General features: G+C 70.2%; 23 protein-coding genes and 1 tRNA gene. 12 read left to right on the top strand and 12 right to left on the bottom strand.

Annotation, left to right across the window (positions count from 1 at the left end):
- Position 1: 1 nt before the first annotated feature.
- From DFR72_RS01220 to DFR72_RS01210, 3 genes are all read right to left on the bottom strand, one after another.
- Entirely contained in the window at positions 2 to 409 is a 408-nt protein-coding gene (locus tag DFR72_RS01220; protein WP_090064436.1) for an SRPBCC family protein, read from the bottom strand.
- A complete protein-coding gene (locus tag DFR72_RS01215; protein ID WP_170176079.1) occupies positions 384 to 1472 on the bottom strand; it encodes a VanZ family protein in 1089 nt (362 codons plus the stop codon). Before DFR72_RS01215 ends, DFR72_RS01220 begins: the two co-directional genes overlap by 26 nt.
- Positions 1473 to 1539: 67 nt before the next feature.
- Positions 1540 to 2256 (bottom strand): spermidine synthase, encoded by a 717-nt coding sequence (locus DFR72_RS01210; RefSeq protein ID WP_090064438.1) that lies wholly within the window; start codon positions 2254 to 2256, stop codon positions 1540 to 1542.
- Positions 2257 to 2404: 148 nt separating this feature from the next.
- Here DFR72_RS01210 and DFR72_RS01205 point away from each other — a divergent pair, with 148 nt between their 5' ends.
- Complete coding sequence (locus DFR72_RS01205) at positions 2405 to 3082, top strand: alpha/beta fold hydrolase (RefSeq protein ID WP_090064439.1); 678 nt, start codon at positions 2405 to 2407, stop codon at positions 3080 to 3082.
- Here the strand turns inward: DFR72_RS01205 and DFR72_RS01200 are convergent.
- A complete protein-coding gene (locus DFR72_RS01200; RefSeq protein WP_245982405.1) occupies positions 3061 to 3645 on the bottom strand; it encodes a CGNR zinc finger domain-containing protein in 585 nt (194 codons plus the stop codon). The genes DFR72_RS01205 and DFR72_RS01200 overlap by 22 nt on opposite strands.
- Positions 3646 to 3769: 124 nt before the next feature.
- Between DFR72_RS01200 and DFR72_RS01195 the strand changes: the two genes are divergently transcribed.
- Complete coding sequence (locus DFR72_RS01195; protein ID WP_090064614.1) at positions 3770 to 4621, top strand: alpha/beta fold hydrolase; 852 nt, start codon at positions 3770 to 3772, stop codon at positions 4619 to 4621.
- A 91-nt stretch (positions 4622 to 4712) separates the two neighbouring features.
- Positions 4713 to 5195: a hypothetical protein gene (locus DFR72_RS01190; RefSeq protein ID WP_090064440.1), complete on the top strand. Its 483-nt coding sequence runs from the start codon at positions 4713 to 4715 to the stop codon at positions 5193 to 5195.
- A gap of 48 nt (positions 5196 to 5243) precedes the next feature.
- Here the strand turns inward: DFR72_RS01190 and DFR72_RS01185 are convergent, their stop codons facing one another.
- From DFR72_RS01185 to DFR72_RS01175, 3 genes are all read right to left on the bottom strand, one after another.
- On the bottom strand, positions 5244 to 6308 hold the full coding sequence (locus DFR72_RS01185) for a lectin MOA-related protein (RefSeq protein WP_090064441.1): 1065 nt from the start codon (positions 6306 to 6308) through the stop codon (positions 5244 to 5246).
- Positions 6309 to 6491: 183 nt separating this feature from the next.
- Positions 6492 to 6977, bottom strand: a complete 486-nt coding sequence (locus DFR72_RS01180; RefSeq protein ID WP_090064615.1) for a glutathione peroxidase — start codon at positions 6975 to 6977, stop codon at positions 6492 to 6494.
- Between the two features lie 14 nt (positions 6978 to 6991).
- Entirely contained in the window at positions 6992 to 7336 is a 345-nt protein-coding gene (locus DFR72_RS01175; RefSeq protein WP_090064616.1) for a hypothetical protein, read from the bottom strand.
- A gap of 89 nt (positions 7337 to 7425) precedes the next feature.
- Here DFR72_RS01175 and DFR72_RS01170 point away from each other — a divergent pair, with 89 nt between their 5' ends.
- A complete protein-coding gene (locus DFR72_RS01170) occupies positions 7426 to 7953 on the top strand; it encodes a M15 family metallopeptidase (protein ID WP_245982404.1) in 528 nt (175 codons plus the stop codon).
- Here DFR72_RS01170 and DFR72_RS01165 read toward each other — a convergent pair.
- The 3 genes from DFR72_RS01165 to DFR72_RS01155 are packed head-to-tail and all read right to left on the bottom strand — an operon-like array spanning position 7950 to position 10151.
- Complete coding sequence (locus DFR72_RS01165) at positions 7950 to 8774, bottom strand: PaaX family transcriptional regulator (RefSeq protein ID WP_090064443.1); 825 nt, start codon at positions 8772 to 8774, stop codon at positions 7950 to 7952. The two genes, DFR72_RS01170 and DFR72_RS01165, sit on opposite strands and share 4 nt — an antisense overlap.
- A gap of 44 nt (positions 8775 to 8818) precedes the next feature.
- Positions 8819 to 9676, bottom strand: coding sequence for a fumarylacetoacetate hydrolase family protein (locus DFR72_RS01160; RefSeq protein WP_090064444.1), 858 nt, complete (start codon positions 9674 to 9676; stop codon positions 8819 to 8821).
- Between the two features lie 58 nt (positions 9677 to 9734).
- A complete protein-coding gene (locus DFR72_RS01155; RefSeq protein ID WP_090064445.1) occupies positions 9735 to 10151 on the bottom strand; it encodes a RidA family protein in 417 nt (138 codons plus the stop codon).
- A 40-nt stretch (positions 10152 to 10191) separates the two neighbouring features.
- Here DFR72_RS01155 and DFR72_RS01150 point away from each other — a divergent pair, with 40 nt between their 5' ends.
- From DFR72_RS01150 to DFR72_RS01130, 5 genes are all read left to right on the top strand, one after another.
- Positions 10192 to 10674: a cupin domain-containing protein gene (locus DFR72_RS01150; protein ID WP_090064446.1), complete on the top strand. Its 483-nt coding sequence runs from the start codon at positions 10192 to 10194 to the stop codon at positions 10672 to 10674.
- A complete protein-coding gene (locus tag DFR72_RS01145) occupies positions 10671 to 11570 on the top strand; it encodes an acyl-CoA thioesterase (protein WP_090064447.1) in 900 nt (299 codons plus the stop codon). The genes DFR72_RS01150 and DFR72_RS01145 overlap by 4 nt, the downstream gene beginning before the upstream one ends.
- Before the next feature lie 25 nt (positions 11571 to 11595).
- Positions 11596 to 13182, top strand: a complete 1587-nt coding sequence (locus DFR72_RS01140) for an AMP-binding protein (RefSeq protein WP_090064448.1) — start codon at positions 11596 to 11598, stop codon at positions 13180 to 13182.
- A complete protein-coding gene (locus DFR72_RS01135; protein WP_090064449.1) occupies positions 13179 to 15536 on the top strand; it encodes a bifunctional salicylyl-CoA 5-hydroxylase/oxidoreductase in 2358 nt (785 codons plus the stop codon). The genes DFR72_RS01140 and DFR72_RS01135 overlap by 4 nt, the downstream gene beginning before the upstream one ends.
- A 201-nt stretch (positions 15537 to 15737) precedes the next feature.
- A complete protein-coding gene (locus DFR72_RS01130) occupies positions 15738 to 18059 on the top strand; it encodes a DUF7617 domain-containing protein (protein ID WP_245982402.1) in 2322 nt (773 codons plus the stop codon).
- An 18-nt stretch (positions 18060 to 18077) separates the two neighbouring features.
- Here DFR72_RS01130 and DFR72_RS01125 read toward each other — a convergent pair whose 3' ends face one another.
- On the bottom strand, positions 18078 to 18710 hold the full coding sequence (locus DFR72_RS01125) for a response regulator transcription factor (protein WP_090064451.1): 633 nt from the start codon (positions 18708 to 18710) through the stop codon (positions 18078 to 18080).
- Positions 18698 to 20650 (bottom strand): sensor histidine kinase, encoded by a 1953-nt coding sequence (locus DFR72_RS01120; protein ID WP_090064452.1) that lies wholly within the window; start codon positions 20648 to 20650, stop codon positions 18698 to 18700. The genes DFR72_RS01125 and DFR72_RS01120 overlap by 13 nt, the downstream gene beginning before the upstream one ends.
- A 142-nt stretch (positions 20651 to 20792) precedes the next feature.
- Between DFR72_RS01120 and DFR72_RS01115 the strand changes: the two genes are divergently transcribed.
- The 3 genes from DFR72_RS01115 to DFR72_RS01105 all read left to right on the top strand — a co-directional run bounded on the left by DFR72_RS01115 (position 20793) and on the right by DFR72_RS01105 (position 23937).
- Positions 20793 to 21467: a hypothetical protein gene (locus DFR72_RS01115; RefSeq protein WP_090064453.1), complete on the top strand. Its 675-nt coding sequence runs from the start codon at positions 20793 to 20795 to the stop codon at positions 21465 to 21467.
- Between the two features lie 72 nt (positions 21468 to 21539).
- Positions 21540 to 21611: transfer RNA gene (locus DFR72_RS01110), tRNA-Pro, on the top strand.
- A gap of 22 nt (positions 21612 to 21633) precedes the next feature.
- Complete coding sequence (locus tag DFR72_RS01105; protein WP_090064617.1) at positions 21634 to 23937, top strand: hypothetical protein; 2304 nt, start codon at positions 21634 to 21636, stop codon at positions 23935 to 23937.
- The last annotated feature ends 3 nt before the right edge of the window (positions 23938 to 23940 follow it).

Genomic DNA, 23940 nt, shown 5'->3' with positions numbered 1-23940 from the left:
GTCAGTCGGCCTGGCGGTCGTCCGCCGCCGCGGTCTGGGTGAGCACGGCGACCGTCTGCTCGAGCCCCCGCTGCACCTCGTCGCCCTGCGCCTCACGCACGCTGTGCAGGCTCACCGTGATGCGCGACCGGCCCGGCGCGACCTCCTCGACCTGGAGTTCGCCGTGGTAGTCGTCCGGTCCTTCGGCGCCCCATTCGAGGGTGCGCCGTTCGACGTCCGGGCGCACCCACGCCTCGCCCTCGACGTGGTGACCATGCACTTCGGCCTCCACGTGCACCTGCTCGCCGCCCTCGGGCTCGGCCGCGGTCATCTGCGGGAAGTACCGGGGGAGGTTGCGCGGCTCGGCGAGGAAACCGAACAGCGTGTCGGCCGGGATGTCCGCTTCAGCTGTGTGCGTGTACGTCGTCATGGACGTCCGGGTACCCGGACTCCCGCACCGCGAACACGTCCCTCGTCCGAGCCACCTGTTCGTGCCATCCGCGCTGGTCACGGCGGAACACGGGGGCGACGAACGCGCCGCCGAGGTAGAGCGCCACGACGGCCAGGTCCCACCAGCCGATGCCGATCAGCGGCGACACGACGGTCGCGTAGGCCATGAAGCCCGTGAGGCCGAGCAGTTCGCGCAGGGCCAGCTGGAACGGGTTGGCGCGCGACCCGTCCCCGGCGCGGACCCGGTAGTGCAGCAGCACTCCGCCGATCGTCATGCCGTTCGCCGCCGCCGGCAGCACCACCCGGAACGCCACGAGCAGGCACACGGCCCAGCGCGGATCCGAGTTCAGCAGCAGCTTCGCGATCACGACCACCAGCACGAGCTCGGAGATCAGGCCGAGGATCCGGCGCGGCACGGTCACGGTGTCGCTCGGAGCGGCCGCCTCGTCGGACGAGGGCAGCCTGGGCACCACGAAAGCGGCCGGCGCCATCATCCACCCCAGCAGTCCGCCGAAGGTGTTCGAGATCAGGTCGTCCACGTCGGCGATGCGGTAGGGGCACGGGTAGAAACCGAGGTTGCCGGTGAACTGCACGACCTCGATGGCCAGCGACAGTCCCAGGCTGATGGCGATGACGGCGAGCGGCCCCTTGCGGTACGCCTTGCGCAGCACCACACCCAGCGGCACGAACAGCGCGACGTTGAACAGCTGCTGCAGGAACGCCTGCGACTTCACCATCGCGAGGACCCCGGAGCGCCCGTTCGCCGCCATGTTGTTGCCCATGTCGGTGACCCACTGGAAGGGGACCGTGGACAGCATCTGGTCGCCCGTGCACAGCTTCGCCACGTCGGACGGGAACGGCAGGAAGATCAACGCCAGCGCCACGAGCCCGTAGGCCAGCAGGCCGTACAGCACGAAGGCCCGCCGCGGCTCGACCCGCCGGAACCGGAAGTAGTGCAACAGGACCAGGGGGAGGAGAACCAACAACCCGACACCCACGAACGCCAGGAAACCGGTTCGGGCGGTCTCCCAGTACGACGCCATCATGAGTCGTCCAATGCCCACTCACGCGCAGCGCCAAACCACGATCACCGAGGTTGCGGCGAATGGCTCAACCGCGCCTGGCGAGATACACGGTGTTCGTCGATTCCCTTTCCTGCAGGGGATTCGGGAAGCGGACGACCTCGGCACGCACGTCCGTGAAGACCTCGGCGAGAGTGGCGGTGTACTCGGCCTCGGGCGGGTCGTTGGACCACAACGCGAACACCCCGCCGGGCGTGAGCAGCGCGGCGAGGCGCTGAGCGCCCTCGGCGGTGTAGAAGTCGGCGTTGGACGGGTGCAGCAGGTGGCGCGGTGAGTGGTCGATGTCGACGACGATGGCGTCGAACAGCCTGCCGGGCTCCGCGGCGTCGAAACCCTCACCGGAACGGGTCAGGGCGAAGAAGTCGCCGTGGACCAACCGGCACCGCTCGTCCGCCGCCAGCGTCCTCCCGGCGGGGATGAGGCCCTGCTGGTGCCACTCGATCACCTCGCCCAGGGCGTCGACGACCAGCAGCGAGCCGACGTTCGCGTGCTCCAGCACCGTCTGCGCCGTGTAGCCGAGTCCGAGGCCGCCGACGACCACGTTCAGCGAGTCCCCGGACAGTTCCGCGAGTGCGAGGTGCGCCAGTTCGACCTCGGCGACGGTGAACAGGCTCGACATCAGGAACTCTTCGTTCAGCTTGATCTCGTGGACCTCCCTGCCGGTCCCGGGCTCGAGGCGGCGGCGCAGGCTGAGCTCACCCAGCGGGGTCTGGCGGTAGTCGAGTTCCTGGAAGCGCGCGCTCATGCGGCGGCACGCTACCCCGTGTGCACGAACAGGTGACCGCAGCCGTGCGTTCGTGAGGTGTCGTCCGATGTGGACGTGGTCGAGGGGTGCGCGTCGCGGCGTTCACGGCGGCCCGTGAGAGGATTCCGGCTTCCTGGCGGGAGAACTGATGCACTTACCTGACATCCTTCTGGTGCACGGCGCTTGGCACGGTTCGTGGTGCTGGGAACTGGTGACAGCGGAGCTGCGGCGGCTCGGCCGCACCGCGCACGCCGTCGACCTGCCCAGTTCGGGATCACCCGCCGGGCTGCACGAGGACGCGGAGGTCATCCGGCACGCGATCGCGTCGATCGACCGGCCGGTCGCGGTGGTGGGGCATTCCTACGGCGGCTTCCCGGTGACCGAGGCGACGGCGGGGTCCGCGTTCGTGACCCGCGTGGTCTACCTGGCGGCGTGGATGCCGGAAGCGGGCACGTCGATCAGCGAGGCCGCCGGAATGCCGGAGTTCGAGGCGGAGTTCGTCCCTCCTCCGCCCGACGCGGTCGCCCAGTTCTACGACGACGTCGACCCGGTGCTGGCCGAGCGCGCCGCCGGGATGCTGCGGCCGCAGAGCGCCCGCTCCGCCACCGACCGGCTCAGGGGAGCCGGGTGGCTCACGATCCCGTCCACGTACCTGGTGTGCGACAACGACAAGACGATGCCGCCCCCGTCGCAGGAGGAGATGGCCGCCCGCGCGTCCTCGGTGCACCACCTGCCGTCGGCGCACTCGCCGTTCCTGTCCGTGCCCGCCGACCTGGCGGCGTTGCTCGACCAGGTCACGCTCGATCAGGCGCGCGTGCGCTCGTAGTGCCGGGCGACCCGGGCCCGGTTGCCGCACACGTTGGCGGCGCACCAGACCCGGCGCTTGTTCTCCGCCAGGAACAACATCGAACACGCCTGGTTGGCGCACGCGCGCAGCACGTCCAGCCGCTTCTGGTCCGCCAGCAACCGGATCGCCTCGCCCGCGATCGCGGCCAGCGCCGGGTGCCCGTTGTAGTCGTCGTGCCAGCGAACCCCTGCCCGCGCTTCGGCTCCCCAGCCGTCGAGGCGCGGGCTCGTGGGCACCGCGGCGGCGACGGCGTTGAGGTCCGCGATCAACGCCGGATCGGGCGTGCGCTCGGTCAGGTGCGCGTCGAACAACTCCCGCAGCACCGCTCGTAGCCGACGGGTCGCGCTCATCGCCGGCGGTGTCGCGCCGGGCAGCCGATCCGCCTGCAGCGCCCACCACTTGGCGTGCGCGGCCTCGTCCGCGAGCAGGTCCTGGACCGGGTCCAGGCACAGCGCCTGCGTGTCCACCAGGTCGAGCGCCACGAGCGGTTCGGCACCCATGGGGAAGCCCGCCGCCTGGAACTCGGACAGGGTCGCGGCCACGCCATCTCCTAACGCTTGAACCAACAATCGAGACGTTAGCAGATTTTCGCCAGGAACTCTTGCGGTACGGAAACTAACGTGTATACGGTCGTTCTATCCATTAGTGCGAACCGAGGAGAACGACATGCCCGCGATCCGCCACCGCCACGTCGAGGTCGACGGCCTGAAGGTGTTCGTCCGCGAGGCCGGCGACGCGAGCAGGCCGGTCATCGTGCTGCTGCCCGGCTACCCGTCGAGCACCCGCGCCTACGTGCGGCTGATCGACCGCCTGGCCTCCGACTGGCACGTCGTCGCGATCGACTACCCCGGCTTCGGCTCGTCCGACCCGCTGCCCGGCGACCCGACGTTCGACCGGCTGGCCGAGGTCACGGGCGAGGTCATCGACCTGCTCGGCATCGGCGACTACGCCGTCTACATGTTCGACTTCGGCGCGCCCGTCGGCTTCCGGATCGCGCTCGAGCACGACCAGCGCGTCAAGGCCGTGATCACGCAGAACGGCAACGCCTACACCGAGGGGTTCGGCCCCGACGTCGAAGCGCTCAACGGGTGGTGGAGCGACAGGGCCAAGCACCAGGAAGCCGTCGACCGGGTCGTCAGCCTGGCGGGCACACGGCACCAGTGGCTCGCGGGCGCGAAGGACCCCGAGAACATCGACCCGGAGCAGGCGCTGGCCGACCAGGCCGTCATCGACCTGCCCGGCCGCGCCGGCTACATGAAGTCCCTGCTGTGGGACTACCAGACCAACCCCGTCCGCTACCCGTCGTGGCAGGCCTGGCTGCGCGAACGGCAGCCCCACGTCCTCGCCGTCTGGGGCCGCAACGACACGTTCTTCGTCCCGGCCGGCGCCGAGGCCTACCGCCGGGACGTGCCCTCCGCCGAGGTCGTGCTCCTCGACACCGGTCATTTCGCCCTGGAGGAGGCCGCCGACGAGATCGCCGCGCACGTGAACACCGTGCTGGCCAAGACCTTCGCCTGACCTGGCGATTCCAGAAGACCTGCAAGGGTTCCGCAACACCGGTGTCCCACCGTTGTCCCACGACCGCACGTCGTGAACACCAGGAGGGGACATGTTCAAGAAGATGACCGGAGTGCTCGCCGTGGCGGGCGCGGCCCTGATGGCGCTGGTGGCACCGGCCACGGCGTCGGTGGGAGTTCAGGCGTCGCCGCACTGTCAGAACGACACGGGCTACCACACCATCGTCGGCACCGTGGGGAGCATCAAGACCCTCTCGACCGGTGACCCCGTCGGCACCGTGTACCTCTGCCGGACCGGCACCCTGTACTTCGCGTTCGCGCTGTACGAGCAGCCCATGGCGGCGAACCAGTGGGCGCAGGTCTGGCTCCAGCGCTTCGACAACGGGTCGTGGGTCGGCGAGGTGAACTGCGACACCGAGCCCGGCGGAAACGGGAACATCCGTCCAGGGCAGCGTCGCTGCTGGACCCCGAACCTGAACGGCGCCGCCGTCAGGTACACGTTCCGTGCGCTGTCCGAGAAGTACACCACCGGCAACAACCTGATCGCCAACGGCGCGACGGCTCGCCAGCGCTGATCCGAGCCGGTGCCGCCCTCGCCTCGCGGGGGCGGCACCACGACCGGTCTACATCAGGATGAAGTAAGGCGAGTACGCGGCACCGGTGCGGTCCTTCCAGTCCTTGCCCTCGACGATCTGACCGTTCTGCGGCTCGATGACCTGAACGGTGCCACTCGTGTCGATGAAGACGTTCACGGCGTGCGCGCTGCCCGCAGTCCTCCCGAAGATGATGCCGACCGCGTAGCCGTACTCCGGGCTGACCGCGTAGGCGTCCTTGGAGGACTGCGCCTTGTAGACGTAGCTGAAGTCGTCGCAGTCGAAGTAGTTGGCCTTCCAGCTGTACTGCGCGAGGCCGGAGTTGTGGTAGGTCGCCATCACCTGCGAGGTGGTGAGGGCCTCGTAGTGCGAGTCGCCGGTGTTGAGCTTCAGGTCGTAGCTCGCATCGGGCCACGCGGCGCTGAACAGGCTGTCGAGCTTCTTCCTCTGGACGTAGAACTTGTGGAAGGTGAGCGCGGCGGCTGCGTGCGTGCTCGAGACGTACGCCCAGTTCCACGAGCCGGAGTCCGCGCACAGGCTCATGGTCGTTCCGCCGTTGTTCCACGACAGGGTGTAGGTCTGGAAGCCCTCCGGGGTGACCTGAGCGGCCTTCGCGGTCAGGGACATCACCGGATAGCTGCTGCCGTAGTCGGACGGCGCCCAGAAGGCGTACTCCCACGAGGTCGCGGTGCCGTTCGAGTGCAACGGCCAGGTGCGCGCCGGCATGGTGATCGAGGAGGGCTTGTCGACCGGGTTCCCGGAGAACTGCAGCGGGAACACGTCGGTCCAGTAGCTGTCGTACGCGCCGAAGTACGCCCATTCCCAGGTGCCGCTGCCCGCGTCTTGGACGCTCAGCACCCGTCCGTGGGCATCCTTGATCACGTAGGGCGTGTTCGCGTCGATCTGCTCCGCCGGGATCGGATCGCTCAACGTGATGACCGGGCCGTCCCCTCTGGCACGGCCTGTCGAGTCCTCGCCTCTTCTCGGGGCGTGGAGGTGCCCGGCGAGCAGGTCGCCCGGGTCGGCGTGCGGCTCGCGCTGGGGCGGGACGAGGAGGTCGATGGTCTCGGTCGGGGTGATGCGCAGAATCGTCATGGCGGCCTCGGAACGGAAGGGGGTTTGGACCCGTTCAACGTTCCGCCGGCCGCCGTGGCGCGACAAGATATCTATTGGTGCGACAAGGACGACTCGCGGGAGTCGCGGTCCGGCAAGCCACCCGGACGTGTGTCGTCGCCGGGTGAAATCCGCCGCGTGCCTACTTGACCTGGTAAAGCCGTGCTAGCGCAATGCGGCCTCGATCGCCTCGGTGATCGCGGCGTCCTCGGGCTCGGTGCGCGGCCGGAACCGGGCGATGACCTGACCCTCCCGCGAGACGAGGAACTTCTCGAAGTTCCACTGCACGTCACCGGCGGTGCCGTCGGCGTCCTCGTGCTCGACCAGCTGCTGGTAGAGGGGATGCCGGTCGGGCCCGTTGACCTCGATCTTCTCGAACAGCGGGAACGACACCCCGTAGGTGGCCGAGCAGAACGTGGCGATCTCCTCGGACGTACCCGGCTCTTGGCCCATGAACTGGTTGCACGGGAAGCCGACCACGGAGAAACCCTCGGCCCCGTACTTCTCCTGCAACCGCTCCAGACCCGCGTACTGCGGGGTGAGACCACACCGCGAGGCGACGTTGACGACCAGCGCCACCTTGCCGCGCACCGCGCTCAGGTCGCCGGGCTCGCCCGCGAGCGTGTGGACCGGGATGTCGTAGATCTCCATGCCGCCAACGTAGTTCATGCCTTGCGCCCACCGGGAGCGGGCACGATCCGGGCGCTCACGGACGGCGGTGGAGCGGCCACGCCAGGCCCGCCGGCGTCGACCCAGTCGATCACGTCCTGCACCACGTCGTCGTCCAGCACGGACCCGACCCACACCGGCCTCGCCCCGGCGGCGCGGGCGGCCTTGCCGGGCCGCACGACGACCACGTTGGAGGCCTCGCACGCGTCCAGGCAGTCGGCCACCAGCACCGGTGCGAGCCGTGCGCGCAGCACTTCGAGCTGGTGGTCGTGGTCGACCTCGGGGTGCTTGCGCTCGGTGCCGCAGCAACAGCCGCGGCACACGGTGATCCGTGAACTCATGATCACCGTTCTACGCAGTCGACGGTTCGTTGCACAACGAGCACATTCCGCTGGCCGTCCGGCGACATCGCCCGGGAAAGCTCGAAGTCGTGGCTGGTAAAGGAATGTGGACGATGCTCCTGCTCGCGACCGTGACGGCTTGCACACCCGCTGGACCGCAGTCGGCCAGCGTCCAGGTGAAGGTGACCGACGACGGCAGCATCCCGAAGAACGAGAGCATCTCGCTCGACGACGACAAGCACGCCGCCATCGCCAACCTCGACCCCGCGCTGCTCACGGCGATGCGCAACGCGGCCAAGGACGCGAAGCTGGCCGGGGTCGAACTGCGGGTGACATCGGGCTGGCGCAGCCGGGAGCACCAGCAGCGGCTGCTGGACGAGGCCGTCGAGCTGTACCGCAGCGAGGAGGAGGCGCGCCGGTGGGTGCACCCGCCGGAGAAGTCGGCGCACGTCACGGGCAAGGCGATCGACATCGGGCCGACGAACGCCGACGACTGGCTCATCCAGCACGGCGCGGATTACGGGTTGTGCCAGGCCTACGCCAACGAGATGTGGCACTTCGAGCTGCTGACGACGCCAGGCGGCCAGTGCCCGCAGCCGCAGAGCAACGCGGGCTAACGACCGTGGATGACGGCCAGCGCGTGCTCGCGGGCCGGTGCGCTCAACGTCGTGTTGAGCTGTTCGAACAGGGCCTCGGCCGTGACGCCGTTCCAGCCGGGGGGCAGCAGGGACAGCGGAAGGCCGGGGTCGCTGTACGGCAGGCGGCGCCACGCGGTGAGCATCGGCACGTACGTCTGGAACGCCTGCTCGGGTGAGGTGATCCCGGCGTCGAGGAAGGGGCGGTGGCGGCGCAGGAAGTCGGCGTACAGGTCGGCCAGCTCGTCGAGGTCCCACCAGGCGCGGACCTTGGAGCGCAGGTCGCCGAACGCGAAGTGGCGGCCCGTGAAGATGTCCACGTACTCCGACAACCCGCGGCGCTCCAGGGTGCGGCGGGTCTCGGTGGCCAGGTTGCCCGGTGCCACCCACACCCCGGGGGCCGTGGTGCCGAAGCCGAGCTGGGTCAGGCTGGTGCGCAGGGCGTGGCGCTTCTCGCGTTCGGACTCGGGCACGGAGAACACCACCACGAGCCAGCCGTCCTCGGCGGTGGCCCGGCGGCGTTCGAAGATGCGGGTGTCGCCTTCGGCCAGGGTCTCCAGCGTGGACTCGGAGAGGGCGTAGCCGGCGCCGTCGCGGCGTTCCGCCCGGACGACGCCCCGGCGCTTCAGGCGGGAGATCGAGGACCGCGCGGCCTGGCCCTCCACGCCGAGGTCGGCCATGAGCTGGACGACGGAGGCCACGGAGAGCCAGTTGTGCTCGCCGCGCGCGTAGAGGCCGAAGATCGTGATGATGAGCGGGCCGAGCCGGTCGCGCCCGGCGGGAGCCGCGGCTTCCACGGTCATGTCCGCGACGTCCAGTGCCCTCTCCTCACCTCGGTCAGCCGAGCTTAACGCGCGCCGAGATCGGTCAGCGTGACGGTGTTGCGCAGCTCGCCCAGGCCGCTGACGCGCGTGACGACGACGTCACCGTCGCGCAGGAAGAGCTGCGGCTCGCGGGCGTTGCCGACACCGCTGGGGGTGCCGGTCAGGATGACGTCACCGGCGCGCAGCGTCATGCCTTGGCTGAGCTCGGCGATGATCTGCGCGAAGGAGAACGCCATCTGCGCGCTGGTCGCGTCCTGCAGCAGGACGCCGTTGACCTCGCACTGCACGCGCAGCCCGGTCAGGTCGCCGATCTCGTCGGCGGTGGTCAGCCACGGACCGAGCGGCATCGTCGCGTCGAGGCTCTTGCCCTTGAGCCACTGGCCGCCGTGCGCGCGTTGAAGATCGCGCTGCGAGACGTCGTTGGCGACGAGGAAGCCGAACACGTGGTCCAGCGCCTTCTCCTCCGGGATCGAACGGCCGTCGCGCCCGACGACCATCGCGATCTCGGCCTCGTAGTCCCACTTCTGGGACACCGAGGGGTCGTAGGCGATTGCGTCGTGCGGGCCGACGACCGTGTCCGGGCCCTTGGTGAAGAAGGTCGGGCGCAGCGGACGGGAGACCGGGTCCTGCCCCTCGCGCTTGCCGGCGGACTCCTCGAAGTGGTCCCAGTAGTTCCAGCCGGTGCACAGGACGTCGCGGTTGAAGCGGTGCAGCGGCGCCTCCAGCCGCACCTCGGACAGCGGCAGGACCTCGGCGGTCTCGACCGGAGCGCCGCGCACGACGTCGTCGACCGTGCACGACAGCAACGAGACGGACCGTCTCGTCTCGTCGACGACCGCGCCCCGGCGCACGCCGCCGACGGTCACAGAAGCGAGCTTCACCCGCGAACCTCCTCGACTATCGCGTTCACGTTGCGTGGATCATGAAAGCGCTATCGATTCAGCTGGGCCTGACCAGCCGGTCTTCCGGGATCACGGCGACGCCGAGGATCTCGATGAGCGCCTCCGGTTGCCACAGCGCGGTGCAGCCGATGCCCGCCATGGCCGGGTAGACGGGGCCGGCGAGCTCGCGCCACACCTCGCCGATCTCCTTGCCGTGCGCCTGGTAGTCCGGGATGTCGGTCAGGTAGATCGTGATGCTGACCAGGTCTTCCGGCTCGCCGCCGACCGCGCGCAACGTCGTCAGCACGTTGCCGAACGCCTGGCGGAACTGCTCGACGATCCCACCGGGAACGATCTTCATGTCGGCGTCGAGAGCCGTCTGCCCGCCCAGGTGGAGGGTGTTGCCGGCGAGGGTGCCGTGGGAGTAACCGCGCGGCGCCGGAAGGCTGGCCGGATTCACTGCTACAGGCCTCATGAGTATTGACACTATCTGACGGTCGTGAAGAATACGAGATATGGAGCCCGACCTGAGCAAGTACCAGCTCGACGGCGACAACTCGATGTACCGGCTGCCCAGCGGCCTGGTCGCGCCGGTCGTGACGCGCGGCGGTGCCGAGAACCCGGACACCGCGAACTCCGGCGGCGCGATCCGGATCTCGGGCGTGAGCATCCAGCACACCCCGGCGACCAGGCTGTGGTTCGGGAAGGTCACCAACGAACCGGGCTACCGCTCGGTCTCCCACCACCACGGCGAGGCCGAGACCGGCGGGTACGTGCTGTCGGGCCGGGCCCGGATCTACTTCGGCGAGAAGTTCGAGGACTACCTCGACATGGAGGAGGGTGACTGGGTGTTCGTGCCGCCGTTCATGCCGCACATCGAGTGCAACCTCGACCGCAACAACCCGCTCACGTGGATGACCACGCGGACGCCGGAGAACATCGTCGTGAACCTCGACGACGTCCCGGACGAGGACCTGCGCGACTGGCTGAGCCGATGACGCCCGCACCGACTTCCGCGATCTTCACCGACGCCATCGCGCTGGAGAAGGCCGAGCCGGAGCACTTCGACCTCGCCTTCACCGCCGTCACCCAGCCCTGCCCGTGGCCCAAGGCCTACGGCGGGGACCTGGTCGCCGCCGCCGCGGCCGCCGCCATGCGTTCGGTGACCGACGGCAAGACGCTGCACTCGATGCACAGCTACTTCCTGCGCCCGGCCGACATCGGCGCCGAGGTGCGCTACGAGGTCGAGCTGCTGCGCGACGGCCGCGGCTACAGCACCCGGCAGGTCCGCGGCTACCAGAACGGCAAGCCCCTCTACGCCTGCCTCGCGAACTTCGCCGCCGGCGAGCCGGGCGGCGGCTTCCGCGCCGAGCTCACCGGCGACCTGCCCGGCCCGGAGGAGCTCGAGAGCTCCGCGGACTTCCTCACCGGACGCTCCGGCGGCTCGATGACCGAGGAGTCGAAGGCCTACTGGTCGGGTGGCCGCAGCTTCGACATGCGGCACGCACCCGGCCCGGTCTACCTCGCGGTCGAGGGCGAGAAGGTCCCGCACCAGGCCGTGTGGGTCAAGCCGTTCGACCCGCTGCGCCCGGTGGACGGCCTGACCGACGCCCAGCGCGACCTCGCCGCGCTGGCCTACGTCTGCGACTACACGATCCTCGAGCCCGTCCTGCGGGTGCTCGACCTGCCGTGGGCGCTGCCGGGCCTCGTCACCGCGAGCCTCGACCACTCGATGTGGTTCCACCGCGAGGGCCCGGTCGGCGACTGGCTCCTCTACCTGCAGGAGGCCGTCGCCGCCGATGCGGGCCGGGGCCTCGGGCACGGCCGCTTCTTCACCCGCGATGGTCTCCACCTCGCCACCGTTGCCCAGGAGGGCATGATCCGCGCTTCCTGACCCGCCGTCCGGGAAGGACCTCACCATGGACAGCTTCGCTCGCGACCACTTACCTCCCGCGGCGCTGTGGCCCGCCATCGAGTTCACGACGCCGGAGCTGGACTACCCGGCCAGGCTCAACGCCGCCACCGAGCTCATCGACGTCCCGGTGGCGAGGTTCGGCCCCGACCGCCCCGCGCTGCGCACGCCGGCGGGGGAGACGTGGTCCTACGGCGAGCTGCTGACCCGCACCAACCAGGTCGCCCAGGTGCTGACCGAGGAGCTCGGTCTCGTTCCCGGGCAACGGGTTCTGCTCCGCTCGCCCAACAACCCGTGGACCGTGGCCGCGTGGCTCGCCGTCCTCAAGGCGGGCGGCGTGGTGGTGACGACCATGGCCGCGTTGAGGACCCGCGAACTCGCGCCGATCGTCGACCGCACCCGTCCGTCGATCGCGTTGGTGGACCAGCGCTTCACCGAGGACCTCCGCGAACTGCCATCGCTGACCGTGGTGAACTACGACGACCTCCGGGTGCTCGCCGCGACCAGGCCGGGGCAGTTCACCGCCATGGACACCGCCGCCGACGACGTGGCGTTGCTGGCGCCCACGTCCGGCAGCACCGGCACTCCGAAGATCACCGCGCACTTCCACCGCGACGTCCTGTCCATCGACAACACCTTCGGCCGGCACGTGCTGCGGCTGACCGAGGACGACCTCGTCGCCTGCACCGCCCCGTTCGCCTTCACGTTCGGCCTGGGCATGCTCGTCGTCTTCCCGCTGCGGGCCGGAGCCTGCGCCCTGCTGACCGAGGCCGCCACGCCCGTCCAACTCGCGGATCTCGTGCAGCAGCACGGAGTCACGGTGCTCGCCACGGCGCCGACCGCGTACAAGGCGATCCTGCGCGACGGCATCGAGGCGAAGCTCGGCGGTCTGCGGACCGCGGTGTCGGCCGGCGAGCACATCCCCCAGGAGACCTGGCAGCGGCTGCACGACCGGCTCGGGCTCCGGGTGATCGACGGCATCGGCGCCACGGAGTTGTTGCACATCTTCATCTCCGCCGCCGGTGACGACATCCGGCCGGGCTCCACCGGCAAGCCGGTGCCGGGCTACCGCGCCACCGTCCTCGGACCCGACGGCGAGGAGCTCGGCCCCGGCGAACCGGGTCGCCTCGGCGTGATCGGCCCCGTCGGCTGCCGCTACCTCGACGACGAGCGGCAGGAGGACTACGTGGTGGGCGGCTGGAACGTCACCGGCGACGTCTTCCACCGCGACGAGGACGGCTACTTCCACTACCACGCCCGCAGCGACCACATGATCGTCTCCTCCGGCTACAACATCGGCGGCCCCGAGGTCGAGGAGGCCATCGACACCCACCCGGACGTGCTGGAGTCCGCCGTCGTCGCCAAGCCCGACGACGAACGCGGCTCGGTCGTCTGCGCCTTCGTGGTGTTGCGCGACGGCGCGCTGGGCGACGAGGCGAAGGCCCGAGAGATCCAGGACCACGTGAAGCGGACGATCGCGCCCTACAAGTACCCGCGCGAGGTGCGGTTCCGCACGTCGTTGCCGCGCAACGCCAGCGGCAAGCTGCAGCGCTTCGCACTCCGCAAGATCGTCGAGGACGAGGTGCCCGCATGAAGATCGCCGTCGTCGGTGGTGGCCCGGGGGGCCTGTACTTCGCCGCGCTGATGAAGCAGCTCGACCCGTCGCACGACGTCACCGTCTGGGAACGCGACGCGGCCGACGTGACGTTCGGCTTCGGCGTGGTGTTCTCCGACGAGACGCTCGGCGGGATCGAGAACGCCGACCCGGAGTTCGCCGACGCCATGTCACGCCGGTTCGCCCGGTGGACGGACATCGACATCCACCACCGCGGCGAGAGCCACACCGTGGGCGGGCAGGGGTTCGCCGCGATGAGCCGCAAGGACCTGCTCGGGCTGCTCCAGCGGCGGTGCCGCGACCTCGGCGTGGTCGTGCACTTCTCGACGCCCGCGCCCGCCGCGGAGGTCCTGAGTGCGTCACACGACCTCGTGGTCGGCGCGGACGGTGTCAACTCGCTGGTGCGGCAGTCCTTCGCGGACGTCTTCCGCTCCACTGTGGACCCGCGCCGCAACAAGTACATGTGGCTCGGCACGGATCTGGTCTTCGAGGCGTTCCAGTTCTTCATCAAGGACACGCCGTGGGGAACCATGCAGGTCCACGGCTATCCCTACTCCGACAGCGGTTCCACGTTCATCGTCGAGATGCACGAGGACGTCTGGCGCCGCGCGGGTTTCGACACCGCCCAGGAGTTCGCACCGGGCGTCTCGGACGAACGCGCCGTGGACCGGATCCGCGAGCTGTTCGCCGAGGAACTGGCCGGTCACCAGGTGTTCGCCAACAACTCGAAGTGGCTCAGCTTCACCACCGTTCGCAACGAGCGCTGGCACCACGGCAACGTGGTTCTCGTGGGCGACGCCGCGCACACCGCGCACTTCTCGATCGGTTCGGGCACCAAGCTCGCGATGGAGGACTCGCTCGCCCTCGCCGCGTGCCTGCACGAACACCGTGACGTCGAGACCGCGCTGACGGCCTACGAGACCGAACGGCGTCCCGTGGTCGAATCCACCCAGCGAGCCGCCCAGGCCTCTCTGGAGTGGTTCGAGAACATCGGCATGTACGCGGACCAGGAGCCGACCCGGTTCTGCTTCAACCTGCTCACGCGCTCGCGCCGGATCACCTACGACAACCTGCGCACCCGCGACCCCGAGTTCGCCGACCGCGTCGACACCGCCTTCGCCGCCTCCCAGGGACTCCAGGCCACCGCTCCGGCGATGTTCCAGCCGTTCCGCCTGGGACAGCTGGAACTCAAGAACCGCGTGATCGTCTCGGCGATGGACATGTACTCCGCGGTCGACGGCGTGCCGGGCGACTTCCACCTCGTCCACCTGGGGTCCAAGGCCATGGGGGGCGCGGGGCTGGTGATGACCGAGATGGTCTGCGTCTCGCCCGAGGGCCGCATCACGCCCGGCTGCACCGGCCTGTGGACAGACGAGCAGCGTGACTCCTGGGCCCGGATCGTGGCGTTCGCGCACGAGCGGAGCACCGCCCGCATCGGCCTGCAGCTCGGCCACTCCGGCCGCAAGGGCTCCACGCGCCTGATGTGGGAGGGCATGGACGAGCCGCTGCCCGAGGGCAACTGGGACGTCATCGGCCCGTCGCCGCTGCCGTACGGCCCCGGATCGCCGGTGCCGGCCGAGGCGGGCCGCGAGGACCTGGACCGGATCACCGCGGAGTTCGCCGCGGCTGCGGAACGTGGTGCTCAAGCAGGCTTCGACCTGCTCGAACTGCACTGCGCGCACGGCTACCTGCTGTCCTCGTTCCTCTCGCCGGTCGCGAACCAGCGCACCGACGATTACGGCGGCTCACTGGCGAACCGGCTGAGGTTCCCCCTGGAGGTGTTCGACGCCGTCCGTGCCGTGTGGCCGGCCGAGCGCCCGATGATCGTGCGCATCTCCGCGACGGACTGGGTCGACGGCGGCAACACCGAGCACGACGCCGTGCAGATCGCGCGCGCATTCGTCGCCCACGGCGCGGACGCGATCGACGTGTCCACCGGCCAGGTCACCGCGGACGAGCGCCCCGCGTACGGCCGCAGCTACCAGACGCCGTTCGCGGACCGCATCCGCCACGAGGTCACGGGCGCCGCCGTCATCGCGGTCGGCGCCATCGCCTCGTACGACGACGTCAACTCCATCCTGCTGGCCGGCCGCGCGGACCTCTGTGCGATCGGGCGCACGCACCTCTACGACCCGCACTGGACGCTGCACGCGGCGGCAGAACAGGACTACCGGGCCGAATGGCCCGTCCAGTACCGCGCCGGCAGCCGCAAGCCGCCGTCCGCGCGCACGGATGCCGTCCGGCCGCGGCTGTCCCTGCTGCGGGCCGACCCGCCCGACCGCACCGTGCACCTGCGCTGGACGCCGCACCGCGAGCATTCGCTTCTCGCATAGGCACTTCAGCGGCGTTCAGGTGAAACTTCATTCGCCTATGTAATGGAATCTCCTGTCAGGTCACATGTTCCGCATTCGCACGTTGGTCTGATGGTGCAGACATCACGTGCACGCGGGTGAGGGGGTTTTTCCCGAACAGAAGACGTCCCTAGCGTCGGCGGTCAGTTCCCGAACCAATCCGCCACCGAAGGGATCATGCTCGTGCGAAGACGTTTGCCGGCGATGGTGCTAGCGGGCGTGCTCGCTGGCAGCACGCTCACCGCCGCAGTACCCGTGGCCGCCCAGCCACCCGTGTCCACTCTCACCAAGTCCGTGCAGGGCGTGTCCGATCCCGCCTCCCACGGAGACGTCGCCTCCTGGGTCGTGTCCTACGCGAACGGTGCCAACGGTGCCGCTTCGATCACCGACCCCATCGGCCCCGGCCAGACCCTGCTGGCCGGTTCGCTGCAGGTACCGCCGGGCTGGACCGGCACCGAGGGCAACCCGGTCACCGCCACGCACCCCGGCGTGCGCAACGGGGGCAAGGCCCTCTCCAGCCTGCTCACCCCTCCCGTGCAGGCCAGCGCGAGCAGCACCGGCGGTGACGGCTTCACCCCGATCCTGCAGCGCACCCCGGACGGCCGCCTGCAGGCGTGGAACGTCTACCACCACCTGGGTGCCGCCGCCCCGAAGCTCGTGTGCACCGATCTCACGACCAGTTCGCTGTGCGCGGGCGGTCCGTGGCCGAAGCCGCTCAACACGGCGCCCGGCCCGTTCGGCACGGGCAACACCGGTGACATCGCCAGTCCACTCGAACCGCAGTACGTCCGCGACGAGGCGAATCCCGCTCGCGTGTACTACTCGGCCGTCACGGCGTCCTCGATCGGCGTCGCCTGCCTCGACCTCGCCGCGCCCGGCAACTGCGGGTTCTGGCCCCTGATGCCACGGGCGGGGCAGACGGTCGAGATGGCAGGACTCGTCCAGGTCGGCGGAAACCTCTACGGCGTCTCGACTTCCGGCAACGTGGTGTGCTGGACGATCGCCACGCAGAGCGCGTGCGGCGGCCAGCCCTACGCGCCGATCGTGCCGTTCAACGGCAGCAACAGCTACTACCAGGGCGCGCTGACCGTCGCGGGGGGCAAGGTCTTCGCGTCGACGTCACCCTTCGGTGGTGGCGTCCCCAGGCTCGGTTGCTTCGACCCCGGTACCAACGCCGCCTGCGCGGGCTGGGCCGCCGCGAAGCAGATCGGCCCGTCCGGCAACTACACCTACAACGCCTACACCGCCTACAGCACAACGGGTGCGGAGATCGGCGCGTGCTCCAGCACGACCGGCCAGAACGTCACCACCTGCTACGCGATCGACGGCTCGTCCCTGCCCGCACCGACGACTCCCGCCGGGCTGGAGAGCGGCGTCATCTCGTTCAACCCCGAGGTGATCCGCACGGGCGACCGCGTCCGCAGCTTCATCGGCATTTGGCTCGGCCCGTACGCGGGTGCCGCGGTGTGTCACGACTGGAGCACCGGAACGTCGTGTGCAGGAGTGCCGCTGCGCATCACCCATCCCACCGTCAACGGTGGTGACACAAGAGACTACGGCTACGCCTACGACGCTCCCACCGGTTGCATGATCGGGCTGGGAGACGCGGGCGTGCTGTTCTCGATGGATCCTGACACGGGGGCGTCGCCCTGCGTTCGCAGCGGCGCCTCCGTGTCGCTCACCCCCTCGCAGTTCTACTGCGACGGCAAACCGCACGCCACCACCTACAGCAAGGCACGGCTCGTCGGCGTGACACCGGCGAACGTGAACCTCGGCGCGTCCACCGTGAAGGCCGTGGACGGTGGCGGGAACCCGGTCACCGTCCCGGGTTTCGCCCCGGACGGCACGGTCGACCTGACCGGTGTCACGGCGTCCTCGCTGACGCTCACGACATCGCTCGTGCTGAACAACGCGTCGGACTTCGGCGGCGGCAACCAGCCGTCCCTGGCGGTGGAGTTCAACGGTGACGCACCGCAGATGTGCTTCCGCACCACGATCTCCGCGGAGTGCACGGTCACGTCCGTCGCGAACACGGCGAACGGGACCGACGCGACCGGCGGTTTCTCGTCCAACACGGTGACCCGTCAGGTCGCACCGGGAACCGCGTGCCTGCCGAACGTGGTGGTGAACAAGGAGATCTGCGGTTCGTACACGCCGGCCAACTGCAAGGCGGGCGGCGCCGGTCCGTGGGTGAAGCAAGCACCCGTGGGCGTCCTAGGCCTGCTGAACGCGACCGCGTACTGGCGGGTCACCGTGACGAACAACGGCCCGATCCCGATCGTCGACGCCTACGTGGTCGACGACGTGGAACCCGCCTGCCAGACCGGGCCGTTCACGTTGCAGCCCGGTGAGTCCAAAGTGGTGTACTGCTCGACGTATGCGTTGCTGTCGCTGTTCCCCTTGACCAACAACGCGAAGGCGAAGTACACGCCGGTCAACGGCACCCGGACGTACAGCCAGTGGTCGTCCGCGAAGGCCTGTTCACTGCTCTGCGTGCTGGGCTGAGCGTGAGGTGGAGGAGCATCAGCCGTACTCGGCCAGATAGGTCAGGACGGCCAGCACCCGGCGGTGCTCCTCCACGTTCGCGGCCAGCCCGAGTTTGGCCATGATGCTGCCGATGTGGGTCTCGACGGTGCGTTCCGTCAGCCAGAGCCTCCGCGCGATCGCGACGTTCGTGCAGCCCTCGGCCATCAGTCCGAGCACCTCGCGTTCGCGCGGGGTGAGCGCCCCGGTGGTGGGCCGTTCCAGCAGCCGGCCCACCACCTCGGGATCGAGGGCCGACCCACCGGCGGCGACCCGTGCGATCGACTCCAGGAAGTCGTCGACGTCGAGCACGCGGTCCTTGAGCAGGTAACCGAACGCGCCCTGGCTGACCAGGTCGACCGAGTGCTTCGTCTCCACGTGCTGGGACAGCAGCAGGATGGCGACGCCGGGCTGCGCGGCCCGGATCCGGCGGGCGGCCCTCGCGCCGTCGTCGGTCAGGTCGGGCGGCATCCGCACGTCCACGATGGCCAGGTCGGGTTCGGCCCGCGCGACCACGTCCACGAGGGTCTCGGCGTCGGCGGCACGGCCCACGACGTCGTGCCCCGCGTGGGACAGCAGGCTCGCCAGACCCTCCCGGAACAACGCCGAGTCCTCGCCGATCACGATGCGCACGGCAGCACCGCCTGGACCGTCGTGCCGGCACCCGGCCTGCTGTGCAGCCGGAACGTTCCACCGATCGCGGCGACGCGGTCGGCCAGGCCCGCCAGTCCCGACCCTCCGCGCGGATCGGCGCCGCCGCAGCCGTCGTCCTGCACCAACACGTTCACCTCGTCCGCCCGCTGGGTGACGCGGACGGTGATCGCACCGGCGTGCGCGTGCTTGGCGGCGTTGGTGATCGCCTCGGCGGCGACGTAGTAGGCGGTGATCGCGATGTCGTCGGTCAGCGACTCGGACATGATCTCCAGTGCTACCGGGACCGGCAGCGTGGTCGTGAGCGCGGCGAGTGCGTGGTGCAGGCCGTCGTCGAGGCTGGTGGGACGCAGGCCGTGCGCGATCTGCCGGAGTTCGGCGATGGCGGTGGCGAGCTCGGCGACACCCTGGTCGAGCAACGCGTGCACGTCGACGGAGCCGCTGGGCAGCTGGCGTTGCGCCAGCCGCATCGCCATGCCGAGCGACACCAGCCGTTGCTGGGCGCCGTCGTGCAGGTCGCGTTCGAGCCTGTGCCGTTCGGCGTCCCCGGCCTGGACGATCCGGGTGCGGCTCGCCTCCACCTCGCGCAGGGCGGTGGCGAGCTCCCCGCGCAACCGCGCGACCTCCACCAGACTCGCGGCGGCGGTGGCGACGACCTTCAGCACGGCCGGGGTGGTGCCGGACGCGCCGAGAACGCCGATCTGCGTGCCGCCGAGGGTGATCGGGACCAGCCCGCTGCCGGCCACCGGCGCGCCCTTCGCGTCGATGAACCCCGCCGAGGAGGGGAGCAGCAGTCCCACCTGGAGAGTCGGATCGCGCAACGCCTCGCGCAGCGTCGCCTCGAGCTCTTCCGGCTGGGCGGACTGGGTGTGCACTCGGTGCTGCAGGTCCTCGATGGCGAGCAGGGCAGCCCTGGTCCGCGGGAAGAGCCGCCGGTCCACCACCCGCTGCAGGCGCCGGCGGACGGGCGTGAGCAGCACGGCGCAGACCGCGGTGGCCCCGGCTGCGGCGACGGGGGAGTCCTGGCCCGCGACGAGGCCGATCGTGAGCGCGGACAGGGCGTACGCGCCGATCAGGACCAGCAGGACGATCGTGTAGCTGATCGTGTCGGCCAGCACGCGGTCCACGTCGTAGAGGTCGTGACGCAGCATGGCGATGCCGACCGAGCAGAACAGCGCGACGATCGTGACGACGCCGAACACCGTTGCCACGACACCACTTCGCCCGGTCACGACGATCTCGGCCAGGCACACGACGGGGTAGGCGGTCACGGCCAGCCCGGCGAACGCGAGCCACTTCAGCTGCGCCCGCACCACCCCGGCGGACCGGCGGAACCGCACCGCCAGCGAGACCCCGGCCGCCAGCACCGCCAGGACCAGCCCGATGTTCACGACGTAGCTGAGCACGTGGACCACGTCGGACGGCGGCCCCCACGGCTTCGCGAGCCCCTCCATCGGCTCGGTGAACGGCTCCCTCGGCGCCGCACCGAATCCCTGCTGCACCAGGCAGAGCACGACGATCAGCGGCGGCAGTGCGGACCACCGGCTGCCTGGCAGCGCGCCGTCGGGGAAGTGCAGCAGCAACAACGCGACCGCGGCCAGTAACCACCAGCCGCTCTCGTTGAGCAACGCGACCACGCGTGTGTCCAGCGGGATCGCTTCCGGATCGGCGAGCCAGCCGCGGTAGTAGACGTCGCGCGCGGCCAGGAAGACCACGATCGCGCCGACCCAGGCCAGGAGTGGCCCGACAGGATCGGCACGCACCCGGAAGCCGATCGTCACGCCCAGCGCCGCCATCGCCAGACCGATCGCCGCAAGCCCGGCGAACGCGAGGACCGGCTGGCCCGGCACGCGCACCAGGACCCAGGCGCCGCCCGCCGTCAGCACGGCGGAGACGCCCAGAAGACCCGGTCCCAGCTTCATCGCCCCAGGGTAAGGCCGGTGTGACGGCCTGGCCTCCGTGTCAGCACGGAGACGCGGTACCGGGCCGGCACCGATGTGGCCGGAGTCCTGGGGCCGGTTCCCTGGAGCCCCCGGACCTCATCCACCGAAGGAGCCAGGAACCATGTCCGTCGACATCACCGCGGCGCACGACACCGCCGCAAGTTCCACTCGGGGCCGCGTGGCCGTCCTCGCGGTCGTCCTGGGCGTCACGTCCGTCGCCGCCGTCGCGGGCGGCCTGCTCTGGCCGGAACCCTCGGGCGGCGGCGAGACCTACTCGTACGCCGACATCGTGGCCGACCGCGATCTGTGGTGGGGCCTGCTCACCGGCCTGGCGGCGATGCAGGTCGTCAACATCCCGTTGCAGGCGCTGGCCACGATGTTCCTCGTCCTCCGCCGCGGCAGCGCCTGGGCCACCTGGGGTGCCGCGCTCATGTGGATCGGCACCGGACTGCAGGGCGCCGGCGGCGCGGGCTGGGCGGCGGCCTACTTCTTCCCGACCGACCCCTCGGTGGGAGCCGCGGCAGGCGAAGCGGTGATCCAGGCGGCCAACAACGACACCGCCCACCTGTTCGCGATGATGATCCCCGGTGCCGCCCTGGTGCTGCTGGGCACCGTGCTGCAGTGCGTGGGCCTGTTCCGCTCGCACGCGGTTCCGAAGTGGGTGCCGATCTGCCTGCTGTTCGTCGTGGTCACGTTCGTGGTCCCCGGCAGCGGCCTGGCCGGGCTGCTGACCAGCATCCCGATGGCGGCCGGTGCGATCGGTCTCGGCTACCACGCCTGGCGCGCCGCAGCGTGAGAAGTGCGGCGCATGGGGCGTGCGGTAAATCGGCAGCGGCTGGTGCACGTGGTCGATACGATTCGTACGCCTCATGGAGTAGATCAGTGGCAGATCACCCCGCTCGGGACGGGGAGGGCGCGGGTTCGATTCCCGCCTCCATGTCCTATCAACCGTGGAGTCCGCCGTGTCCGACCAGATCCGCACTGCTTCGCCGGGATACGCGACCGGTCAGCTGGCGCGGGCGTTGGCCGCGGCGGTCTCCGCGGGTACCGAGGCGGACCGCGAGCGGGCGCTGCGGAAGTCGCGTCGCTGGGAGGACGTCGTCAGCGGGATGGCCGGCGGCACGCTCGCGGTCGGTTCCCGCACCCCGGTCGCGGACACCCCGGCGTGGGTGACGCTCGAGGTCGCGCACGGTGGCTTCGCGACCGGCAGGTACCTGGCCGAGGTACCGCTGTCCGAGGACGAGACCGCCCGCGTCGCGTCCCTCCCGGACGAGGTGCCGGGCGGCAACGACCGGGAACGGCTCAACCTGTGGTACCTCGGCGACGCCGGTCAGGCCGAGCTCCTGGACGCTGTGCGCTCCGGGCGGTTCCGGGTCGAGCTGCCCGAGGACGGGGCGCTGCCCGTGGTGGCGTTGCTCCTGGACAAGGGCTTCCCGGAGCAGGCCCTCGACCTGGTCGCCGAGCTGCGGCCGCTGATGCACCGGCTGCGGCTGACGCCGCGCTTCGAACCGATCGCCCGGCCGTCGGACTCCGCCGTCCGGGTGGCCTCGGTGCGGGATGCCGCCGCGTCCCTGCGTGTGCCCGAGCAGATCGCGAAGATGCGCGCCACGCTGACGGCGTGGGACCCGCTGTACGACCGGCTGGTGGCGTTGTGGTGCCGCACCCTCGACGGTGAGCTGCCGCGGCTGGGGGAGGACGGATCCGTGCACGGCGGCTTGCCGTGCCGGACGTGGCCCGCGGACTGGGCGGCGGCCAGGGCCCAGTGGCTCGCGGACTTCGCCGACATGTGCCGCACCGTCGCGCCTTCCGGAAGGCAGACCAATCCGAAGAGCAACTTCGCGGTACTCCACCGCGCGCTGGAGTCCTGCTCGCACGGCAGCGACGCGCTCACCGCGCGGGAGGTCGGCCGGATCCGCCGCGCCATCGCGAACACGGTGAGCCGCCGGGGCGCCCCGGAGACGGCACAACGCGGCGCGTGGCACGCCGCCCAGACCGCGGCCGTCACGGCGCCGACGAACGCCGCGCTGGCCGATGTGCTCGCGTCGAGGCTCGACCGGTTCCCGTCCGACGGCGGCCTGCCGTCGCTCGACGTCGCGACGGCCGCGGTGTCCGAAGCGGAGACGACCACCGAGATCCCTTGCGGCACAACGATGCCGGACGTCCTGGTGCACAAGGCGGCGCGGGCACTGGAGGCACCTGCGGACGAGTTGGTGCGCCTCGGCGTGATCACCTCAGGGGAAACGCTGGCGACCGTGCTGCCGCAGCTCACCTCGCGGTTGCTCAGCGCGGCGTTCGACGACCCGGTCGTGGCGGGGCTGCACGAGCAGACCTACACGGCGTTCCGGCGCCGCCGCGGCCTGCTGCTGCTCAACCTCGAGCATCAGGTGCAGTTCACCGAACTGCCCTGGGTCCAGGTCCTCGAGCCCTGCAGGTCACCCCAGCCGGACAACGCCACAGCCGCTCACCGCGCCCTGCGGCAGATCACGATGCTGGCGCTCACCGCGTTCCCACAAGCAGTGCTGCCGAACCCGCTGGTGACCGAGATCAGGACACTCGCGAAGCAGGCGGAACTGGACCTGCCGCTCGTGGAGGAGGTGGCCGCGGACATCTTCATGGGCACGTTCACCACCAAGTGGCGCGCCGCCGCCGCGGTGGCCAGCCGCCTGCTGGAGGGCACGCTCTACGCGAACTACTACGACCTGCCCGCGAACTGGTCCAAGCCGGAGCGCACGCTCCTGCGCTGGGGCAAGAAGACCGCCGCGGACTTCACCGAGCTGTGCCGGCAGCGCGCGGGCACGTCCGGTGGCTCCGTCGCGGCCAACGGCATGCTGCTGGAACAGAGCCAGATCCTGACCACGCACAACCTCGCCGTGCTGGTCGATGCCCTGGACCTGACCGACGAGCTGCGTCAACGCGCGCCGGAACTGGCGGGGCGCACGCTCAGCTGGATCGTGCGCAGGCAGTCCCAGCGCACGGACCACCTGCACGCGGCGCTGATCCAGGTGAAGAACACCGCGTACGCGTGGCGCCAGGCCCTGTTCCTGCTCAGCTTCTGCGAACCCGCTGAGCAGATGTCGCTGGCGGTGCGGTTCAGCACCGAGGTTCGCGACATCCGGCTCGCGCCCGCTGCAGAGGGGCTCCTGCAAGTGCTCGACGGAGACCGTTTCACACCGGCCGGGACGATGCGACGCGGTAAAGGCAGGCGGTTCCTCGGCTGGGCCCGGGGAGCGAATCCGTTCCTGGCGCACGGCAGCGACGAACGATGACCC

The sequence above is a fragment of the Lentzea flaviverrucosa genome (assembly GCF_003350445.1).
Lineage (GTDB): Bacteria > Actinomycetota > Actinomycetes > Mycobacteriales > Pseudonocardiaceae > Lentzea > Lentzea californiensis.
The sequence above is the reverse complement of the archived record's forward strand: the minus strand, read 5'-3'. Positions and strand labels throughout refer to the sequence as shown.